Genomic DNA, 17,211 nt, shown 5'->3' with positions numbered 1-17,211 from the left:
CTCCTAACTCGCCGTGGAGCCAACGTGCTCGTTGACCCAGTCGATGATCTCTGTAGTCGGCGTGCCCGGCGTGAAGATCTCTTCGATGCCGGCCGCCTTCAGCGGCTCGATGTCTGCCTCCGGGATGATGCCGCCGCCGAACACCTTGATGTCTTCCGCGCCCTGCTCTCTCAACAGCTCGACCACGCGCGGGTACAGCGTCATGTGGGCACCCGACAGACAGGACAGGCCGACGGCGTCGACGTCTTCCTGAACGGCGGCGGCCGCGATCTGGTCGGGGGTTTGGTGGAGCCCCGTGTAGATGACCTCCATACCGGCGTCCCGCAGTGCACGAGCGACGACCTTGATGCCGCGGTCGTGCCCGTCCAGTCCCGGCTTCGCCACCAAGATGCGCGGCCGTCCTGAAGCCATAGGAGATAGAGCTCCTCGTTCGGTGGGTGGATGTTGCTACCTTTCGACCCTAGCAGGTCACCTAGAGGGGAAAACCGTGGAGGAAGCGCCGTCACAGGCCCACGACATCATCGATCCGGGGTCGTTCCGATGGCTCGCCGACGACCTTCAATCGCGGGATCCACTCCGGTGGCCGGGCTACCGCGACTCCTTGCAACGCGCCTCGGAACGAGCCGCGACCGACGAGTCGGTCGTGACGGGAGCCGCCACGATCGAAGGTCACGAGGTGGAGCTGGCGCTCTTCAACTTCAGCTTCATGGGCGGCAGCATGGGGGAGGTGGGCGGAGAGCGGCTCGCGCGTTCGATGGAGCGGGCGGGGTCGAGGCGGGTGCCTTTCATCCTTCGGACCGAGACCGGAGGCGCGCGCATGCAGGAGGGGATGCGGTCGCTCATCCAGATGCCTAAGGTCGTCGCGGCGCGCGTGATGCTCGCGGAGGCGCACCAACCGATGATCGCGGTGCTCGGCCATCCGACGACAGGAGGCGTGCTCGCGAGCCTCGCGTCCCTCGCGGACATCACGCTCGCGGAGCAACAAGCCACGATCGGATTCGCGGGCCCTCGGGTGGCGGAGCACGTCACGGGTCAGCCACTGCCTCCCGGCTCGCACACCGCGACGTCGGGGCTCGACCACGGGATGTTCGACGACGTGGTCTCTGCGGAAACGTTGAGGTCTCGCGTCGCCGTCGCGCTCGTATGTCTCGCGCCCGACGATCCGCAGCCGGATCTACAACGACCGGTCGAAGCCGACGGGGGAGTGGCCGACCCCTGGACGGCAGTGGAGACAGCTCGCCGGCACAAAGACGTCGACCCGACCGAAGCCGTCGAGGCTTCCTTCGAGCTCCGCGGTGACCGCGCCGGCGCTCCTGCTGACGAGCTTCGCTGCTGGATCGCCCGCGGTTCGGGGCGGCGCTTCCTGCTCATGGACACCTCCGGCGAACCGCTGCGCCCGTCCGGCTTTAGGAAGGCGCTCAGGTGCATCGAGGTTGCGGAGCGCCTTCACCTGCCAGTGGTGACGCTCGTCGACACGCCGGGGGCAGACCCATCGGCATCTTCCGAAGGAGAGGGCGTCGCGTGGCTGATCGCACGCCTCACTCACAAGATGCTGACCGCGTCGGTCCCCGTGCTGTCGATCGTGACCGGCGAGGGCGGCAGCGGCGGAGCGCTCGCCTTCGCCACCGGTGACGTATTGGTCGCCTATGAAGCCTCGATCTTCTCGGTGATCGGTCCGGAGGCCGCGGCTGAGATCCTGTGGAAGGACCCAGCGCGCGCACCCGAGGCCGCACGTTCCCTCAGGCTGACGAGCCATGACCTCCGCGAGCTCGGCATCGCCGACGCCGTGGTCGCAGGGGATCCGACGACGGCATCCCTCCGAGAGGTAGTCCCCTATCATCTCGACCGGCTGAGCGGCGTTTACGCAGACGATCCCGATCCGTCGCGCAGGCGTCGCGCGAGATGGAGGAACACCTGGTGACCGTCCCGGACAAGAGAGCTCGGAAGAAGCAGCACCGCGACGAGCTGCGCGCCGCGCAACAAGCCGCCCTGCAGCGTCGTCGCAACATGCGGCTGCTCGGAGCCCTCGGCCTTCTCGCCGCCATCGTCGTTGCGGCCATGATCTTCTCGAAGGAGGATCCCGCGGCAGAACCGGAGACTCCCGCGGCGGGCGCCACCGACGCTGCGGCGGAGTCCGCGGCATGTGGCGCGGAGCCGCCGGCGGAGGCAGAGCCGAAGACCAACTACAAGGGCCCGGATGACGTCCTGGAAGACGGCGTCGATTACGGGGCGACGATCCACACCTCCTGCGGCGATCTCGTCATAGATCTCCTCGAGGAGACGGCTCCGAAGAACGTGAACAACTTCATCTTCCTGGCACAGGAGGGCTTCTACGACGGGTTGGTCTGGCACCGCGTCGAGCAGAACTCGGTCATCCAGACGGGCGATCCAAACGGCCAGAACGGCGTACCTCCCGACGGTCCCGGTTACACGATCCCGGGCGAGCCACCCGAGAAGTCGAACCAGTACGTCTATGGAGTCGTGGGGATGGCGAACACGGGTGACCCCGACACCGCCGGGAGCCAGTTCTTCATCGTGATCCAGCGCAACAGGCCCGCCGGCTACCAGCCCTTCTATTCCATCTTCGGCAAGGTCTTAGCAGGCGAGACCGAGGCAACACAGGAGGAGATCGGCTGCAATCCAGACGGCCCCGGCTTGATCCCGACGCTCGAGGCGATCGGTTGTCAGCCGACGAACACGGGCGCTCCCGACGCGGCCGAGGCCGTCAAACCGATCGTTCCGGTCTACATCGAGTCGGTCGAGATCACCGAAGCCTGAGCGACGGCGGGGCGGACCGGCGCCCTAGTCAGGACGCGGGCTTCAGCGGGGCGAGCGAGAGGTCGAGGCGCTTCTCGCCGCCCAGCACCGGGAAGTGGATCGTCGCCTCGAGGCCGCCGATGCCGGAACGTGCGATCTCGATGATCGTGCCACGGCCCCACTTCTTGTGCTCGACCTCTTGGCCGACCTTGAACACCGAGGGATCGGAGGTACCGCCGCTCGTCGCCTGGGCTCCTCCGCGGTTCGCATCGGCCTTGTCGGCGCGCGATACGAGCTCGCCCGGTACCTCTGCGAGGAAGCGTGAGGCGGGGTTGTAATTGAGGCCGCCCCACAAGCTCCTCGACCACGCGTTCAGCAGGTACAGACGCTCCCGCGCGCGGGTGATCCCCACGTAGCACAACCGCCGTTCCTCTTCGAGTTGGTCGGCGTCGCCTAGTGAGCGGATGTGCGGGAAGACGCCCTCCTCCATCCCGACGATGAACACGACCGGGTACTCGAGCCCCTTCGCGTTGTGAAGCGTCATGAAGGTCACCCCGGTCTCCTCACCCTCGACGCGGTCGGTGTCCGTGATGAGGGAGATCTCCTCGAGGAAGCCGGTGAGGGTGGGCTCGGGAGACCGCTCGTCGTACTCGGCCCCCACTCCCGCCAGCTCCCGGAGGTTCTCCTGACGCGATAGCGATTCGAACGTCCGCTCCGCCTTCAGCTCATCCATGTAGCCGGTCATCTCCCACGTCATCTCGATGATGTCCGCTATCGCGATGCCGGACTCGGCCGCTTCTCGGATGCGCTGGAACAGACGACCGGCCTCGAGGATCCCGCCCAGCGCCTTCTTCGACAGCCCCTCGGCATCCTCGGCCTGCAGGAAGGCGTCGCCGAGCCCGATGTCCTGGCGTCGCGCGAAGTCGACGATCCTGGCAAGCGAGGTGTCTCCGATCCCTCGACGAGGTGCCTGGGCCGCGCGCGACACGTTCACTGTGTCCGAAGGATTCACCGCCGCCCGCAGCCATGCGAGGAGGTCCTTGACCTCCTTGCGCTCGTAAAAGCGGACTCCGCCGACGACTCTGTACGGGATCGTCTCCTTCGCGAAGATCTCTTCCAGAACGCGCGACTGCGCGTTCGTGCGATAGAAGACGGCGACATCGTGCAACGGGTGGCCCAGCTCCACGAGACGCTGCACCTCCGCGGCAACCCAGGCGGCCTCGTCGTGCTCGTTCTGCGCGTGATAGCGGGTGATCAGGTCACCAGATAGAGACTCGGTCCACAGCGACTTCGGCTTGCGCATGATGTTGTTCTCGATCACCGCGTTGGCCGCGCTCAGGATCGTCTGCGTCGAGCGGTAGTTCTGTTCGAGGGTGATGACGCGCGCGTCCGGCCAATCGCGCTCGAAGTCGAGCAGGTTCTTGATCGTGGCTCCGCGGAACGCGTAGATGCCTTGGTCGGCGTCGCCGACCACGAAGATGTTTCGGTGCTTCCCCGCGAGCAGCGTCGAAAGGCGCGCCTGGACATGGTTGGTGTCTTGGAACTCGTCGACCAGCACGTGCTCGAAGCGTGTCTGGTAGCGCGCCAGCACCTCGGGCTCGCGATCGAAGATCTCGACCACTCCCGACAGCAGGTCGTCGAAGTCCATCGCACTCGCCTGGCGCAAGCGGCGTTGGTACTCGACGTAGATCTCGGCGACGGTCCTCTCCCATGGGTTCGCGGCGAAGTCGCTGTAAAGGCCCGGCGACATCAACTTGTTCTTCGCGTCGGAGATGGCCGCGGCCACCGCTCGCGGCGGGACCTTCTTGGGGTCGTGATCCAGCTCCTTGAGACACAGCTTGATGAGGCGCTCCGAGTCGGCGGAGTCGTAGATGGAGAAAGACGAGCGGATTCCGAGATGCTCTGCCTCGCGCCGCAGGATCCGGACGCAGGCGGAGTGGAAGGTCGAGACCCACATCTTGTTGGCGACGGAGCCAACCAGTTCCTCCACCCGGCGCTTCATCTCGTCCGCCGCCTTGTTGGTGAAGGTGATCGCGATGATCGCGAACGGGGAGGTCCCGTTGCGGATCAGATGCGCGATCCGGTAGGTCAGGACCCGTGTCTTCCCGGAGCCGGCACCGGCCACAACCAGTGCGGGCCCCCCCGGATGCTCGACCGCCTCGCGCTGAACCGGATTCAGATCCGATAGGTAGTCGTGTTCCACGACTCGATTATCGAGCCTGGGTACCTCGGATCATCCTTTGCTTCTCGAAAGCGACCGACCGGCCGCCGAGGGTGGCTATCAAGCCACGACGCCTTGAGCCTTGGCGGGTGGATCTGGGGCAGCAGGAAGACGAGCCCGGATAGCGGCGGCATCGACGTCTTCCACCAGCAGCGTCGACTCCCCCCGGCTCCAGGAGTAGAGATCTCCAGCTCCGACGTCGTCGCAGCGGCGCTCGTATGCGATGAAGACGACCGAATGATCCGGAAGCCAGCCCACAGGGTCGACCGCGCCAAGCTCTGGTTCCAGCACGGTTTCGTCCTCCCCGACACGAACTAGCGCGTCGCCGCGGTCGGCGAAACAGGCGGACAGCAAGATCCGCGGCCGTCGAGAGAAAGGCGAGACCGCGAAGTGAGGAGCCTGCTCGCCGGAATAGATCGTCTCGACACCAGCAGCTGAAAGGTCCCGTTGTGTGTCCGCACTCTCCTCGCCGGTGAAGATCCGAACCGAATGGAGGTCGAGGCTGTTTTCGTGCTTGGCTCGGAAGTACAGGTACCTGCCGTCGTGCGAAAACGCCAGGCCGTCGATGTACTCCGCATCCTCTCCGCGCACGATCTGTTGAACCTGGGTGCCCTCGTTGGTAGCTAGGTAAAGACCTGCCGCACCTCCGTGGGCCTGTCCTGCGACCGCGATGTGGGTCCCGGCCGGGTGGTACGCGACGTCGTGATGAGCCTCGAGGAAGCTGATCTCCGCGATTGCGCCCGTGGTGACATCTTCTTTGAGCAGCGAGCCATAGTCGTGTGAGACGTACACCACGGAGGTGCCTGTGGGCCTGGACCACGTCGTCTCCCTTTGGTCACCCGGGAGCTCCTGTCGGAAGCCGACGCCCTGAGCGAGGGCCGACCCGGCCGTCAAGAGAACGCGGTCGCCGCGCGGCCCCCACTCCAGCCGGTAAGAGTTCGCGCCACCGAGGCATGTCGCTCTCCCGCCGCTGGGATCGAGCGCGAACAGCCGCCCCTCCTTCACAAAAGTGATCTGGGGCCCCTGGGGGCCGCCGCGCCAGGGTTCGCAGCTTGCTGGAAGTGACGCCACAACAGCTTGGGGCGCCTGGGGCAGCGAGGGAGAACCGGCCGCTCCGGAGGCCGGCGGTGACGCGACGGCCTCGGGGGCCGGTGGAGCGTCAGGTTGGCATCCGGCAACCAACGTGAGCGAGAGGGCGGCCGACAGGAGGACCTTCATGGCGACTAAGACGACCATACGGCGTGCAAGGTTGCCGGTATCGGCAGATCTCACCGCGTTGGCTACGCCGGCTGCGGAGCCACCTCGGCTGGGCGGGAGCGACCGCGGGTCGCGATCAGGACGCCGGCCAACACCATCGCCGCGCCCGCGAGCTGCGCCGGACCCGGCTCCTCCCCCAAGGTGACCGCCGCGAGCAGCATCGCCCCCACCGGTTGAAGCAGCAGCACGACGGAGGTGACTGCGGCCGGAAGGCGAGGAAGCGACCGGGAGATCAGGAGCCACCCGCCGACCTGCGCCGAGAGCGCCAGCGTCACCAGCCAACCGTGTTCCGGCCAGGCCGGAGCCCACTCCGCCCCGCCCGCGACGAGGCCGTACACGGCGGCGGTGACGGTGGATGACAGCGTGGCGTGGAACAGCGGTCCCGCGACGCGGGTGAGGTCGCGGGAACCCTGGCGAAGGATCAGCAGGAAGGCGGCGTATGCCAGCGAGGTCGCGATACCGAAGATGACACCGGCCGTGGGATCCTCCCCGTACGCCTCGCCACCGGTTACTCCCGATATCAGAACGACCCCCGCCAGAACCACCGGGACCGCGATGAAGAGCGACGTCTGCGGGCGCTCCTTCAACAGGAGCCAGGCCACGAATCCCACGATCACCACCTGGAGGTTGCCGAGGACGGTGGCGAGACCCGCTCCGACCGCGGCGATCGCGTGGTGCCAGAAGATGAGGTCGATCGCGAAGAAGACACCCGCCGCCCACGAGAGCTGGCGCGCGCGTACGGGCAGCCGCCCGAGACTGCGTTCCTCCAGAAGCGTCAGCGCTCCCAACACCGGAAGCGCGTAGAGGCAGCGATAGAAGGCGACGGTGACCGGAGTGGACGCCGACAACCGGACCAGGACCCCCGAAGAAGCGATGAACATCGCGCCCAGGGCCGCGACCGCGACCGAACGGTCCCTGTGTGGTGAGTGGGAGGTCACGGTTTCGGAGCCGCGGCGCGAGAGCGAAACGATTCGAGCAGCGATGCAGCGGCGGTCCGCTCGCGCGGTGTGAGACCTGCAACGACGTAGGCACCGGCGTACGCGACCGACCCGGCAGCTGCCGTGGCTACTAGGTCTACCAACCACCACCCGTCGACTGCGGCATGGACGAGGTACATCACGCCGAGGGAGACGACGACGGGCAGGATCAACCGCGCGTAATCACGGTCATATGGCTGGATCCCGACGAACCGCTTCACGAGATACAACCGGGCCCATTTCGACAGCGCGAACGTCACGGCGTTCGCGACAGCGGCGCCTTCCATCCCATAGCGGGGGCACAACCAGAAGGCGAGAGCGAGGTTCAGCGCGAGCGAACCCGCGTAGACGGCGAGGTCCCATCCGGTACGCCCGACCATGATCAGAACGAAGCCGACACTTCCCGTAGCGATGTTGACGAACTGACCGGCGATCAGGATGAGGAGCGCCGCCTGGCCCTCGGTGAACCTGCCGCCGAAGATCCGCAACGCCTCCTCCGGTGCAACCAGCAGCAGGAGGAAGATCGGCATCGTGGCCGCGATCGTCCACCTCGTCAGCGTCTTGAAGAGCCGGTCCAGACGCTCGGTCTCGCCGCGGTTGTGGAGGTCGGCGACGAACGGGCTGAACATCAAGCTGACGGACGTGAGGAACAGAACGATCACCTGGCCCGCCCGCAGCGCGGCGGAGTAGACGCCGATCTCGACCTCGGACGCATAGCGCGTCAAGACGAAGAGATCGGTCCAGAACAGCAACTGTGAGAAAAGAGCGGCAGGAGCGCGCGGTCCCGCGTAGCGGAACAGCTTCGTCATCTCGCCGGGCTCCATCGGATCCGCATCCCAGCGAGCGCTCTCGCGCCGCCAGAAGTACCCGGCTGCCGCTGCCGCGACCACCCACGACAGCGAGTACGCGAGCGTGCTCATCCAGCTGGTGCGCGCGACGAACCACCCCGCGAGCATCAGAGCGATCCATACGATCGGTTGGCCGCTCCAGAAGACATACAGCGTGTAGCGCATGATCTTCAAGCCACGCGTGGCGGACAGCCACACGTTCGCCAAGGCGAGGAACGGCAAGCCGATCGCCGCCATCTGGACGGCCAGACGGCCGTCACGTCCCTCCAGCGACAGCAGCGTTTGAACCGGTGCCGGCGCCGCCAGGACGAGACCTCCGACGACCGCGCTCACGACCGCGCCGATCCACGTCGCTCGTGCTACGGGCACACGGATGTGACCGAACCGTCGCTGCCCCACCTCGACCGCGACGTCGCGCAGAACCGCCATATCCATACCGGCGCGGGTCGCGTAGGACGCGACGAAAGCGGCCTGCGTCGCGACCGTCACGACGCCGAACGCAGCCGCGCCCAGCGTGTTCGACATCAAGACGTTCACCGCGAAGGTGGCGAGCGCGGCTATGACGATCCCGACGACGTTCTGCGTCGTCCCGGACAGGATGTTCAGGTAGTCGTTCTTGCCCCGAGCGGGTTCGGCGGCCGCTACTCCCACTCGATGGTGCCGGGAGGCTTGGCAGTGATGTCGTAGACGACACGATTCACGCCCGGCACCTCGTTCACGACGCGACTCGAGATCTTCTCCAGGAGCTCGTAGGGCAGTCGCGCCCAGTCCGCGGTCATCGCGTCGTCACTCGTCACCGCCCGCAGGACGATCGGGTGCCCGTAGGTGCGCTCGTCGCCCATCACCCCGACCGACCGCACCGCCGGAAGGACCGCGAACGACTGCCAGATCTCCCGCAGGAGATCCGCCCGCTTCATCTCCTCCAGCACGATCGCGTCGGCGGCGCGCAGCATCTCGAGGCGCTCCGCGGTGACGTCGCCGATGATCCGCACGGCCAGCCCGGGGCCCGGGAACGGTTGGCGCCACACGATCTCTTCGGGAAGACCGAGCTCCTCGCCCACCCGCCGGACCTCGTCCTTGAAGAGGTTGCGGAGAGGCTCGACCAGCGTGAAGGCGATGTCCTCGGGAAGACCGCCGACGTTGTGGTGACTCTTGATCTTGGCGGCGTCCTTAGTACCCGACTCGATGACGTCCGGGTACAGCGTCCCCTGCACCAGGAACCTGGCATCGTTCAGGTCGTCTCTAGCGACCTCCTCGAAGACCCTGATGAAGGTCTCTCCGATGATCTTCCGCTTTCGCTCCGGGTCGGTGACCCCCGCAAGTCTCTCCAAGAACCGGTCTGCGGCCTTGACGTGGATGAGATCCATCTTGAGGTGACGGCGGAAGGTCTCTTCGACCTGCTGGGCCTCACCCTGTCTCAACAAACCGTGGTCGACGAATACGCAGGTGAGCTGGTCGCCCACGGCGCGGTGAACAAGTGCCGCGGCCACGGAAGAGTCGACACCGCCCGAGAGACCGCACACGATCCTTTCGCCACCCACGAACGCTCGTATCGACTCTAGGGCGCTCTCGATGATCGAGGTCATGGTCCACGTGGGCAGCAGGTCGCACCCGTCGTACAGGAAGTTCTTCAACAAGTCCGTGCCCTTGGGCGTATGCGCCACCTCGGGATGGAACTGGACGCCGAAGAGCCGACGCTCGGGGTCTTCGAATGCCGCGACCGGGCTGGCCGAGGTCGACGCCGTCACGCGGAAGCCTTCCGGCGGCCGCACGACCGCGTCGTTGTGGCTCATCCACACCGTCTGTTGCTGGGGCAGCTCCGCGAACAACGTAGAAGACGGGGCCTCTACGTCGAGATCGGTCTTGCCGAACTCGGCTACCCCGGTTGCCGCGACCTCTCCGCCCAGTGACTGCGCCATCAGCTGCTGGCCGTAACAGATCCCTAGGACGGGGACACCGAGATCGAACAGCTCGGGCTGCGCGGACGGGGCGCCGGATGAATGCACCGACTTCGGCCCCCCCGACAACACGATGCCGGCGGGGCGCTTCGCCTTCAGCTCGTCGAGCGGGATGTCGTGAGGAACGATCTCCGAGTAGACGTGGCACTCGCGGATGCGCCTAGCGATCAGCTGCGCGTACTGCGCTCCGTAATCCAGCACGACCACAGGCGCCGCCGAGGTGGTGCTGAAAGTGGATCCCGTGGCTCCTGCGGGGAACGTCTTTTCGTCGGAGGCGCCGGGCATAAGCCAGCCTACCGCGCCCCCTAGCTCCTCAGGCGCTTTTGCGGGCCTCCACCACGACGCTCAGCTCGTCCGCGTCCGACGCAACGCCCTCGTCGCGGAGCCCCGCCTTGCGGATGAGCTTGCGCGCCTTCGGCGCGAAGTCCTCCGAGAGCTCGAGGAGCAGCCACCCCCCCGGCTTCAGCCACTGAACGCCTTCGTCGATCGCGCGGCGAAGCAGATAGAACCCGTCGCCCTCGTCGGTCAGCGTGTGAACGGGCTCGTGCTCTCGCACCTCGGTCGGAAGGTCGTCCAGCTCCGCCTCCGGGACATAGGGGACGTGCCCGGTGATCAGGTCGACGGCACCGGACACCCGTTCGGGCAGAGGCGCGTACATGTCACCGGATCGGAAGTTCACGTTGCGTATCTCGAGTCGGCGGGCGTTCTTCCGCCCATGGGAGAGTGCTTCGCTGTCGATATCCAACGCCCACACCTCCGCCGACGGCAGCTCGCTGGCTATGGCGAGGGCGATGGGTCCGGCGCCGGCTGCAACGTCCACCACGACCGGCCGCGTCCGGCGGCGCAGCCGGCGCAACGCGCGTTCAACCGTCAGCTCGGACGAGGGCCGCGGGACGAAGACCCCGGGCCACACCTTCAGGTCGAGGCCATAGAACTCGATGCGTCCCGTCAGGAACGGTTGCGGCTCCCCCGCCGCACGTCGGGCGATCAGGGCCAGGTAGCGGTCGCGGGCGGGCTTCGACGGGACGAACCCGTCATCGAGCTCGTCCTGGGTCAGGTGAAGCGCGCTCGCCAGCAGGTCGCGCGCGAGATCGATGTGGACGTGATCTTCGAAGAGATGGGTGGAATCCCGCAGCACCCTCTCGCCGACCGTCAGCAGCTCAGAGATCGTGCGCGGCTCGGCCATGGACCGCCGATGCTACAGAGGTGAACGCGATCGCTCGATCAGGCGGTGCGAGCAGGTTGCTGCGGCTCCGACTCCGGCTCCTCATCGGTGGGAACCATGATCGTCGGTCGCTCGAGCTCCGTCGACAGCACGATCGTCGTGCGAGTGCGTGCGACGCCGCGGATCGAGCGGATGCGCCGCAGAAGCTTTTCCATGGCGCGGTTGGTCGAGGTTCTGATCTTGATCAGGTAGCAGTCTTCACCCGCGATGCGGTGGAACTCCAACACGTCGGGCTCGTCGCAGATGCGCGCCACGATCGGGTCGTCCGACGCGAACTCGTTGCCCTCCGACAGGGTGACCAGAACGAACGCGACGTGCGGCCGCTCCAGCAACTCAGGATCCAGCACCGCGCAGTAGCCGGCGATGACGCCGCTCTGCTCCAGCTTCCTGACCCTCTCGTGAACCGCGGGACCGGAGAGGCCGACCGTCTTCGCGATCGCGGCGTGAGACATCCGTCCGTCCTGGCGGAGGAGGCGCAGGATCTGCAGGTCGATCTCGTCCAACGACGAACGGGCGGGGCCGGGAGCCACTAGGACTCCCGACCCTGTCGCTCGCTGCCGACGGGACGGGGGGAGTCGTCCCGCTCTGCCAGAGAGGGGGGGACTGCTCTGGTCAGCTGGCGGATCGAAGACAGTGAGTTGTCTAGCTGGTACAGAACCCAGGGGCTCATTCGGATCTCCGTTCCTACGCGGGCCGGTGGTTGGTCCAGTCGTCGCCGTCCCTGCTGTCCGAGCCGAACCAGAGGGCGAAGACGTTCAGCGCGACGATCGCCGCGACGAGGATAATAAGGCTAAGCTGCATGGCAGCCTCCAATCTGTAGGCACTTCTTGCTGCTTGCCAGCGAAGTCTAGGCGCTAGGAGCAGCTCTGTCAAACATCGTCTTAGGCTACAAGGCCGCACAGCGTGGGATTATTCCCGGACAGAGCCCGACGGCCTAAGAATCCTCAGTCATATCGGGCACTTGCTGTCGGTTTGTCCGAGGCTCCACGCGGGTCTGGGCGTAGCCCGGTTTTCGAAAAAGAGGAAGGCCCGGAGCTCCCCGGGCCTTCTTTTCGCTGATCGACTCGTCTGTTGCCGTGTGTGCGGGCGGTCAAGCCCCCATGCCCAGGCGCTGGGCCGTCTGTAGCGCCTTGCCCTCGGTCTTCAACGCCGGCGCCACCATCACCTCGGCCTTCTGGAACTCCTTGATGTTCGCGTAGCCACATGTCGCGAGGCTCGTTCTCAGTGCCCCGAACAGGTTCATCCGGCCGTCGTTCTCGTGGGCGGGGCCGACCAGGATCTCTTCGAGGGTGCCGAGCGTGGAGGTCTTCACCCTCGCCCCACGTGGGAGCGTCGGATGGAAGGTCGCCATCCCCCAGTGGTAGCCACTGCCCGGGGCCTCCTTGGCGGCGGCCAACGGCGAGCCGATCATCACCGCGTCGGCTCCGCATGCGATCGCCTTCGCGATGTCACCGCCCGTTGTCATGCCTCCGTCGGCGATCACGTGGCAGTAGCGACCGGTCTCGTCCAAGTGCCTGATCCGAGCGCCCGCAGCATCGGCGATCGCAGTCGCCTGCGGCACGCCGAGCCCCAGGACCCCGCGGGTCGTGCACGCTGCGCCCGGCCCCACCCCGACGAGCACACCCATGGCGCCCGTGCGCATGAGGTGCAGAGCGGTCGAGTAGGAGGCGCAGCCACCCACGATCACCGGGATGTCGTAGGTCGAGATGAAGCGCTTCAGGTTGAGCGGCTCCGTCCGCGTGGAGACGTGCTCGGCGGAGACCACGGTCCCCTGAATGACGAGGACGTCGAGCTCCGCCTCGAGTGCGATCTTGTGGAAACGCTCGACCTTCTGCGGCGTCAGCGAGGCGGAGGCTGTGACCCCCGCGTCCTTGATCTCCCGGATGCGCTTGAAGATGAGCTCCTCTTTCACATCTTGCTGGTAGAGCTCCTGCATCCTGAGCGTCGCCTTGTCGTCCGGCAGCTCGGCGATCTCGGCCAGGATGCTGTCGGGGTCCTCGTACCGCGTCTGGAGACCCTCGAGGTTGAGAACCGCGAGCCCGCCGAGGCGTCCGATCTCGATCGCGGAGCGGGGTGAGACCACGCCGTCCATGGCCGAGGCCATGAGGGGGAGGTCGAAACGGAAGGCGTCGATCTCCCAGGTGATATCGACGTCGTCGGGGTCGCGGGTGCGCCGGGACGGCACGATCGCGATGTCGTCGAAGCCGTAGGCTCTCCGCCCCGATTTGCCGATGCCGATCTCGATCTCCACCGAACCTCCTTATGCCTCGACGCCTCGGGGAATAGGCGCGGTTCCTACTGCTCCTGTTCTATCACCGGACCGGAGTCGCTCAGCGGTACCGGTCGCGATCTTGTCGCACGAGCCGACCGGCCATCTCGTCCTCGAGCAACTTCATGTCGGCGTCCACCATGATCCGGGCCAGCTCCTCGAAGCTCGTTTCCGACTTCCATCCCAGAACGCGGTTCGCCTTCTCCGGATTCCCCTGCAGGACGTCCACCTCCGCCGGTCGGTAGTAGTTGGGATCCACCTCGACGTAGCGCTCCCACTCGAGGTCGGCGTAGGCGAAGGCGAGCTGCGCGAACTCTCGAACAGTGTGGGTCTCTCCGGTCGCGATCACCAGGTCTAGGGGTTCCGGGTGCTGGAGCATCATCCACATCGCCTCGACGTACTCCGGCGCGTAGCCCCAGTCCCTCTTCGCGTCGAGGTTCCCGAGATAGAGCTTGTCTTGCAACCCAGCCTTGATGCGCGCCACGGCTCGGGTGATCTTCCGGGTAACAAACGTCTCCCCGCGCCGCGGACTCTCATGGTTCATCAAGATGCCGTTCGCCGCGAACATCCCGTAGGCCTCGCGGTAGTTCACCGCGGCCCAGTAGGCGAAGACCTTCGCTACTCCGTAGGGGCTGCGCGGGTGGAAGGGCGTCGCCTCGCTTTGCGGTGGGGGGGCCGAGCCGAACATCTCCGAGGACGACGCCTGGTAGAAGCGAGTCTCGACGCCCGACGCCCGGATGGCCTCCAGCATCCGGATCGTGCCCATGCCCGTCGCGTCGGCCGTGTACTCGGGGATGTCGAACGAAACCTTCACGTGGCTCTGCGCGCCCAGGTGGTAGATCTCCTCCGGCTGCAGATCACGGATTAGGTTCACGAGCGACCCCGAGTCCGACAGGTCCCCGTAGTGCATCAGGAAGTGCACGCCGGACTCATGAGGGTCCCTGTAGATGCCCTCCAGGCGCTCGGTGTTGAACGAAGACGCGCGGCGGATGAGGCCGTGGACCTCGTAGCCTTTGGCGAGGAGCAGCTCCGCGAGATAGGAGCCGTCCTGGCCGGTCACACCTGTGATCAGCGCCCTCTTCATGCTTCAGAAGGATAAGCTCACCCGCCCCTCCACCTGCCGGCGCGTTCGCGCCGCTACGGTGCGTCGCCTCGCCCTGCCAGCGCGATACGTGGCGGTTGAAGCCGCTTTGTGAACCATTTCACAAATTAGCGACCTCCCTCTACAATCCGCCGCTCGCGGGCCATAAGGAGATCTATGAGCATCTACAAGCACAAGCTTCAGGCTGCGCTGTGCGCGGTCGCGGCGATTCTGACGCTGGCCGTCGTCCGCAAGCGGCGCCGACAGCACGTCCCCGTCCAGCCGACCGCGCGGACGCCGGGTTCGGCACCGAGGCCCCCCGTTCCGGCGCGCGCGCAGAGCCCGGCTACGGCGCTGCTGACCGCGACTGCAACACGCGAACCGACCGCGGCGTCGGCACCCATCCCCGTCGCTGCTCCGGCAGTGAGCGTGCCCGAGCCGGCGCCAAGCGCTCATGAGCCCGCCCCACCTGCTACCGCAGTCGCGCCCACAGCCAGCGTCGCCGCGCCGCCACCGGCTCCAACCACGCCCTTCCTTCCTGCGCCGGCGCGGTTGCTGCCGCAGCCGCAGCGCCGTGGTGTCGCCGCGGCACCCGCTCGGACGCAGCGTGCTCCGGTCGTCCCCCGCCCCGCGACCTCCACGAACGTCTCGAAGATCAACTTCGGCTCTCGCAACCAGAAGAAAGCGCGCAACCAGAAAGTGAAAGCGCGCCTCGGCGCAATCGCGGTGATCGCGACCCTGCTCGGGGTGCCGGGCGCGACGTTCGGCGCCGATCTCCTCGGAAGCGGCGTCACCCCGACCGAAGACCGACTAACTCGCTCCGACCTCGCGGGCACGACCACAACGGAGACGGCAGCAGGACTCATGAAGCTGCGCGGCAACCTCTTCAAGAGCCGTCCGACACCCACGCCCACTCCCACGCCGACGCCTACTCCCGAGCCGGAGCCCGTGGTGGAGGCGGAGGCCGAGGTGGCCGCTCCCGTTCCGGCCGCGCCCGCGGGGTCGATAACCGAGATCCTGTACGCCGCGGCCGCAGAGTTCGGGATCGACGGCGCTTACCTCGTCTCCGTTGCGTCCTGCGAATCGGGGCTCAACCCGAACGCGGTGAACCCGGCCGGCTACCACGGGCTCTTCCAGTTCAGCGAAGGGACCTGGGCGAGCTACGGGTACGGGTCGATCTACGACCCGACCGCACAAGCGAGAACCGCTGCGAGGATGCTCGCGGCGGGCATGGCCGGCCACTGGCCGAACTGCGCGTAGCGCAAAAGATCAACCGCTCCTCAGCGCGCCTTCATGAAGTGGTGCACGTGGTCTGGGGGCAACTGTCCGGGCGCGTCGCCATGCTCGTCGAAATAGGCGCGGACGCCATCCGGTAGCTCCTCGAACGGCACCTCGCTGAACCCGAGGTCCTTATAGAAGCGCAGTCTCTCGGGGTGACAGCACAGGTACAGCGTTCCCCCGCGGCTGTTCATCGCGGCCTGCATAACGTTCGCGCCGATGCCACTGCCCCTGCGGTCGCTCCTAACCAGGACGTCTTCGACGACCAAGGTCTGCGGCTCGATCTCGATCAGACGCACGTTGCCGACGATCGCGCCGTCGCGAGCGATGAAGGCGACGCCCCGGTCGAGAACAGGGTCGTCCCAGTCCTCGCCCTTGAAGAACTCTTCGAGGTCGCTCTTGTCGTGCCGCGTAGCTCTCGTGATGAACATCTATCTAGGCGATCCTTCGCGCTGCAGGTCTGCGGCTTTAGAACGTAGCTGCTCGAGCACTTCCTCCGGAACGAGCACCTGGTGCTTCCCGCCCGGCAGCCCGCGGTCCGGCCGCATATCGCCGTGATAGTCGCTGCCTCCGGACACGATCAGGTCCTTTGACCGCCCGAGCGCCCGGAACGGCTCCTGTTCGATCTCCGGAAGATCGCCGTGGTACCCCTCGATCCCCGCGAGACCGGCGCCAACGAGGTCGTCGGTGAACTCGTCCAGTTGCTCGAACGACAGGTTGAGCGTGAACGGGTGCGCCAGGATGGGGACGACCCCCGCGGAGACCATTAGCTCGACGGCCTCGACCGGTCTGTAGAGCTTCCGATTCAGGTAAGCCTTGGCGCCTTTCGCCAGATATTCGTCGAACGCCGTCTGGTAATCGGGAACGACGCCGTGACGCACCAGCACGGCCGCGAAATGAGGACGACCGATCTGTGCGCCCGGCCCCCCTGCCTCGCTCTCGACCTCCTCGAACGTGATGTCGATCCCCAGCTCGTTGAGCTTGTCGACCATCAGCCGGTTGCGGTTCGCACGGGCGTACTGCAACTCGGCGAGGGCTGCCGTCAGCGGGTTATCGCTCTGCGGGATGAAGTACCCGAGCAGGTGCATCGTCGGCCGTGCCGACGGCGTCCAGCCGCGGGCGACGAAGTCCTCGACATCGCAGGAGATCTCGACGCCCGGAACAACCTCTACGCCAAGCTGCTGCCCGGCCGCGATGGCCTCGGCACACCCGGCATCGTTGTCGTGATCGGTGACCGCGATCGCGGTGAGCCCAGCAGCCGCTGCTTTTCGAACCAGCTCGGCTGGGGCATCGCCCCCGTCCGAAACGGTCGTATGAGCATGCAGATCGATCATGGTTCG

General features: G+C 66.4%; 15 protein-coding genes. 3 read left to right on the top strand and 12 right to left on the bottom strand.

Going from position 1 to position 17,211, the window contains the following annotated elements; translation table 11 throughout:
- Positions 1-3 precede the first annotated feature (3 nt).
- Positions 4-411, bottom strand: a complete 408-nt coding sequence (locus M3N53_09730) for a cobalamin B12-binding domain-containing protein (protein MDP9068603.1) — start codon at positions 409-411, stop codon at positions 4-6.
- 76 nt (positions 412-487) lie between these two features.
- On the opposite strand from M3N53_09730, the gene M3N53_09725 reads away from it, so the two are divergent.
- Together M3N53_09725 and M3N53_09720 are read left to right on the top strand one after the other, a co-directional pair.
- A complete protein-coding gene (locus M3N53_09725; GenBank protein ID MDP9068602.1) occupies positions 488-1,921 on the top strand; it encodes an acetyl-CoA carboxylase carboxyltransferase subunit alpha/beta in 1,434 nt (477 codons plus the stop codon).
- Entirely contained in the window at positions 1,903-2,778 is an 876-nt protein-coding gene (locus M3N53_09720) for a peptidylprolyl isomerase (protein MDP9068601.1), read from the top strand. The genes M3N53_09725 and M3N53_09720 overlap by 19 nt, the downstream gene beginning before the upstream one ends.
- 28 nt (positions 2,779-2,806) lie before the next feature.
- Here the strand turns inward: M3N53_09720 and M3N53_09715 are convergent, their stop codons facing one another.
- From M3N53_09715 to gmd, 9 genes are all read right to left on the bottom strand, one after another.
- The gene (locus M3N53_09715; GenBank protein MDP9068600.1) at positions 2,807-4,960 is read right to left on the bottom strand and encodes a UvrD-helicase domain-containing protein; all 2,154 of its coding nucleotides are present in this window, start codon (positions 4,958-4,960) and stop codon (positions 2,807-2,809) included.
- A gap of 78 nt (positions 4,961-5,038) precedes the next feature.
- Positions 5,039-6,214 (bottom strand): hypothetical protein, encoded by a 1,176-nt coding sequence (locus M3N53_09710; protein MDP9068599.1) that lies wholly within the window; start codon positions 6,212-6,214, stop codon positions 5,039-5,041.
- A 44-nt stretch (positions 6,215-6,258) separates the two neighbouring features.
- Positions 6,259-7,173 carry a DMT family transporter gene (locus tag M3N53_09705; protein MDP9068598.1) on the bottom strand — a complete coding sequence of 305 codons (915 nt, stop codon included), beginning with the start codon at positions 7,171-7,173 and terminating at the stop codon, positions 6,259-6,261.
- Positions 7,170-8,711 carry an MATE family efflux transporter gene (locus tag M3N53_09700; protein ID MDP9068597.1) on the bottom strand — a complete coding sequence of 514 codons (1,542 nt, stop codon included), beginning with the start codon at positions 8,709-8,711 and terminating at the stop codon, positions 7,170-7,172. Before M3N53_09700 ends, M3N53_09705 begins: the two co-directional genes overlap by 4 nt.
- Positions 8,702-10,303 (bottom strand): glutamine-hydrolyzing GMP synthase, encoded by a 1,602-nt coding sequence (guaA, locus tag M3N53_09695; protein ID MDP9068596.1) that lies wholly within the window; start codon positions 10,301-10,303, stop codon positions 8,702-8,704. The genes M3N53_09700 and guaA overlap by 10 nt, the downstream gene beginning before the upstream one ends.
- 28 nt (positions 10,304-10,331) lie before the next feature.
- Positions 10,332-11,204, bottom strand: coding sequence for a HemK family protein methyltransferase (locus M3N53_09690; protein ID MDP9068595.1), 873 nt, complete (start codon positions 11,202-11,204; stop codon positions 10,332-10,334).
- Positions 11,205-11,242: 38 nt separating this feature from the next.
- Positions 11,243-11,746: an Lrp/AsnC family transcriptional regulator gene (locus M3N53_09685; GenBank protein MDP9068594.1), complete on the bottom strand. Its 504-nt coding sequence runs from the start codon at positions 11,744-11,746 to the stop codon at positions 11,243-11,245.
- A gap of 587 nt (positions 11,747-12,333) precedes the next feature.
- Positions 12,334-13,494 carry a GuaB3 family IMP dehydrogenase-related protein gene (locus M3N53_09680; GenBank protein MDP9068593.1) on the bottom strand — a complete coding sequence of 387 codons (1,161 nt, stop codon included), beginning with the start codon at positions 13,492-13,494 and terminating at the stop codon, positions 12,334-12,336.
- 79 nt (positions 13,495-13,573) lie between these two features.
- A complete protein-coding gene (gene gmd, locus M3N53_09675; protein MDP9068592.1) occupies positions 13,574-14,596 on the bottom strand; it encodes a GDP-mannose 4,6-dehydratase in 1,023 nt (340 codons plus the stop codon).
- A 174-nt stretch (positions 14,597-14,770) separates the two neighbouring features.
- Here gmd and M3N53_09670 point away from each other — a divergent pair, with 174 nt between their 5' ends.
- Positions 14,771-15,853 (top strand): transglycosylase family protein, encoded by a 1,083-nt coding sequence (locus M3N53_09670; GenBank protein ID MDP9068591.1) that lies wholly within the window; start codon positions 14,771-14,773, stop codon positions 15,851-15,853.
- Between the two features lie 20 nt (positions 15,854-15,873).
- Here M3N53_09670 and M3N53_09665 read toward each other — a convergent pair whose 3' ends face one another.
- A complete protein-coding gene (locus tag M3N53_09665; protein ID MDP9068590.1) occupies positions 15,874-16,302 on the bottom strand; it encodes a GNAT family N-acetyltransferase in 429 nt (142 codons plus the stop codon).
- On the bottom strand, positions 16,303-17,205 hold the full coding sequence (locus M3N53_09660; protein MDP9068589.1) for a PHP domain-containing protein: 903 nt from the start codon (positions 17,203-17,205) through the stop codon (positions 16,303-16,305). It abuts the gene before it with no gap.
- Positions 17,206-17,211 lie beyond the last annotated feature (6 nt).

The sequence above is a fragment of the Actinomycetota bacterium genome, from assembly GCA_030776625.1.
Lineage (GTDB): Bacteria > Actinomycetota > CADDZG01 > CADDZG01 > WHSQ01 > MB1-2.
The sequence above is the reverse complement of the archived record's forward strand: the minus strand, read 5'-3'. Positions and strand labels throughout refer to the sequence as shown.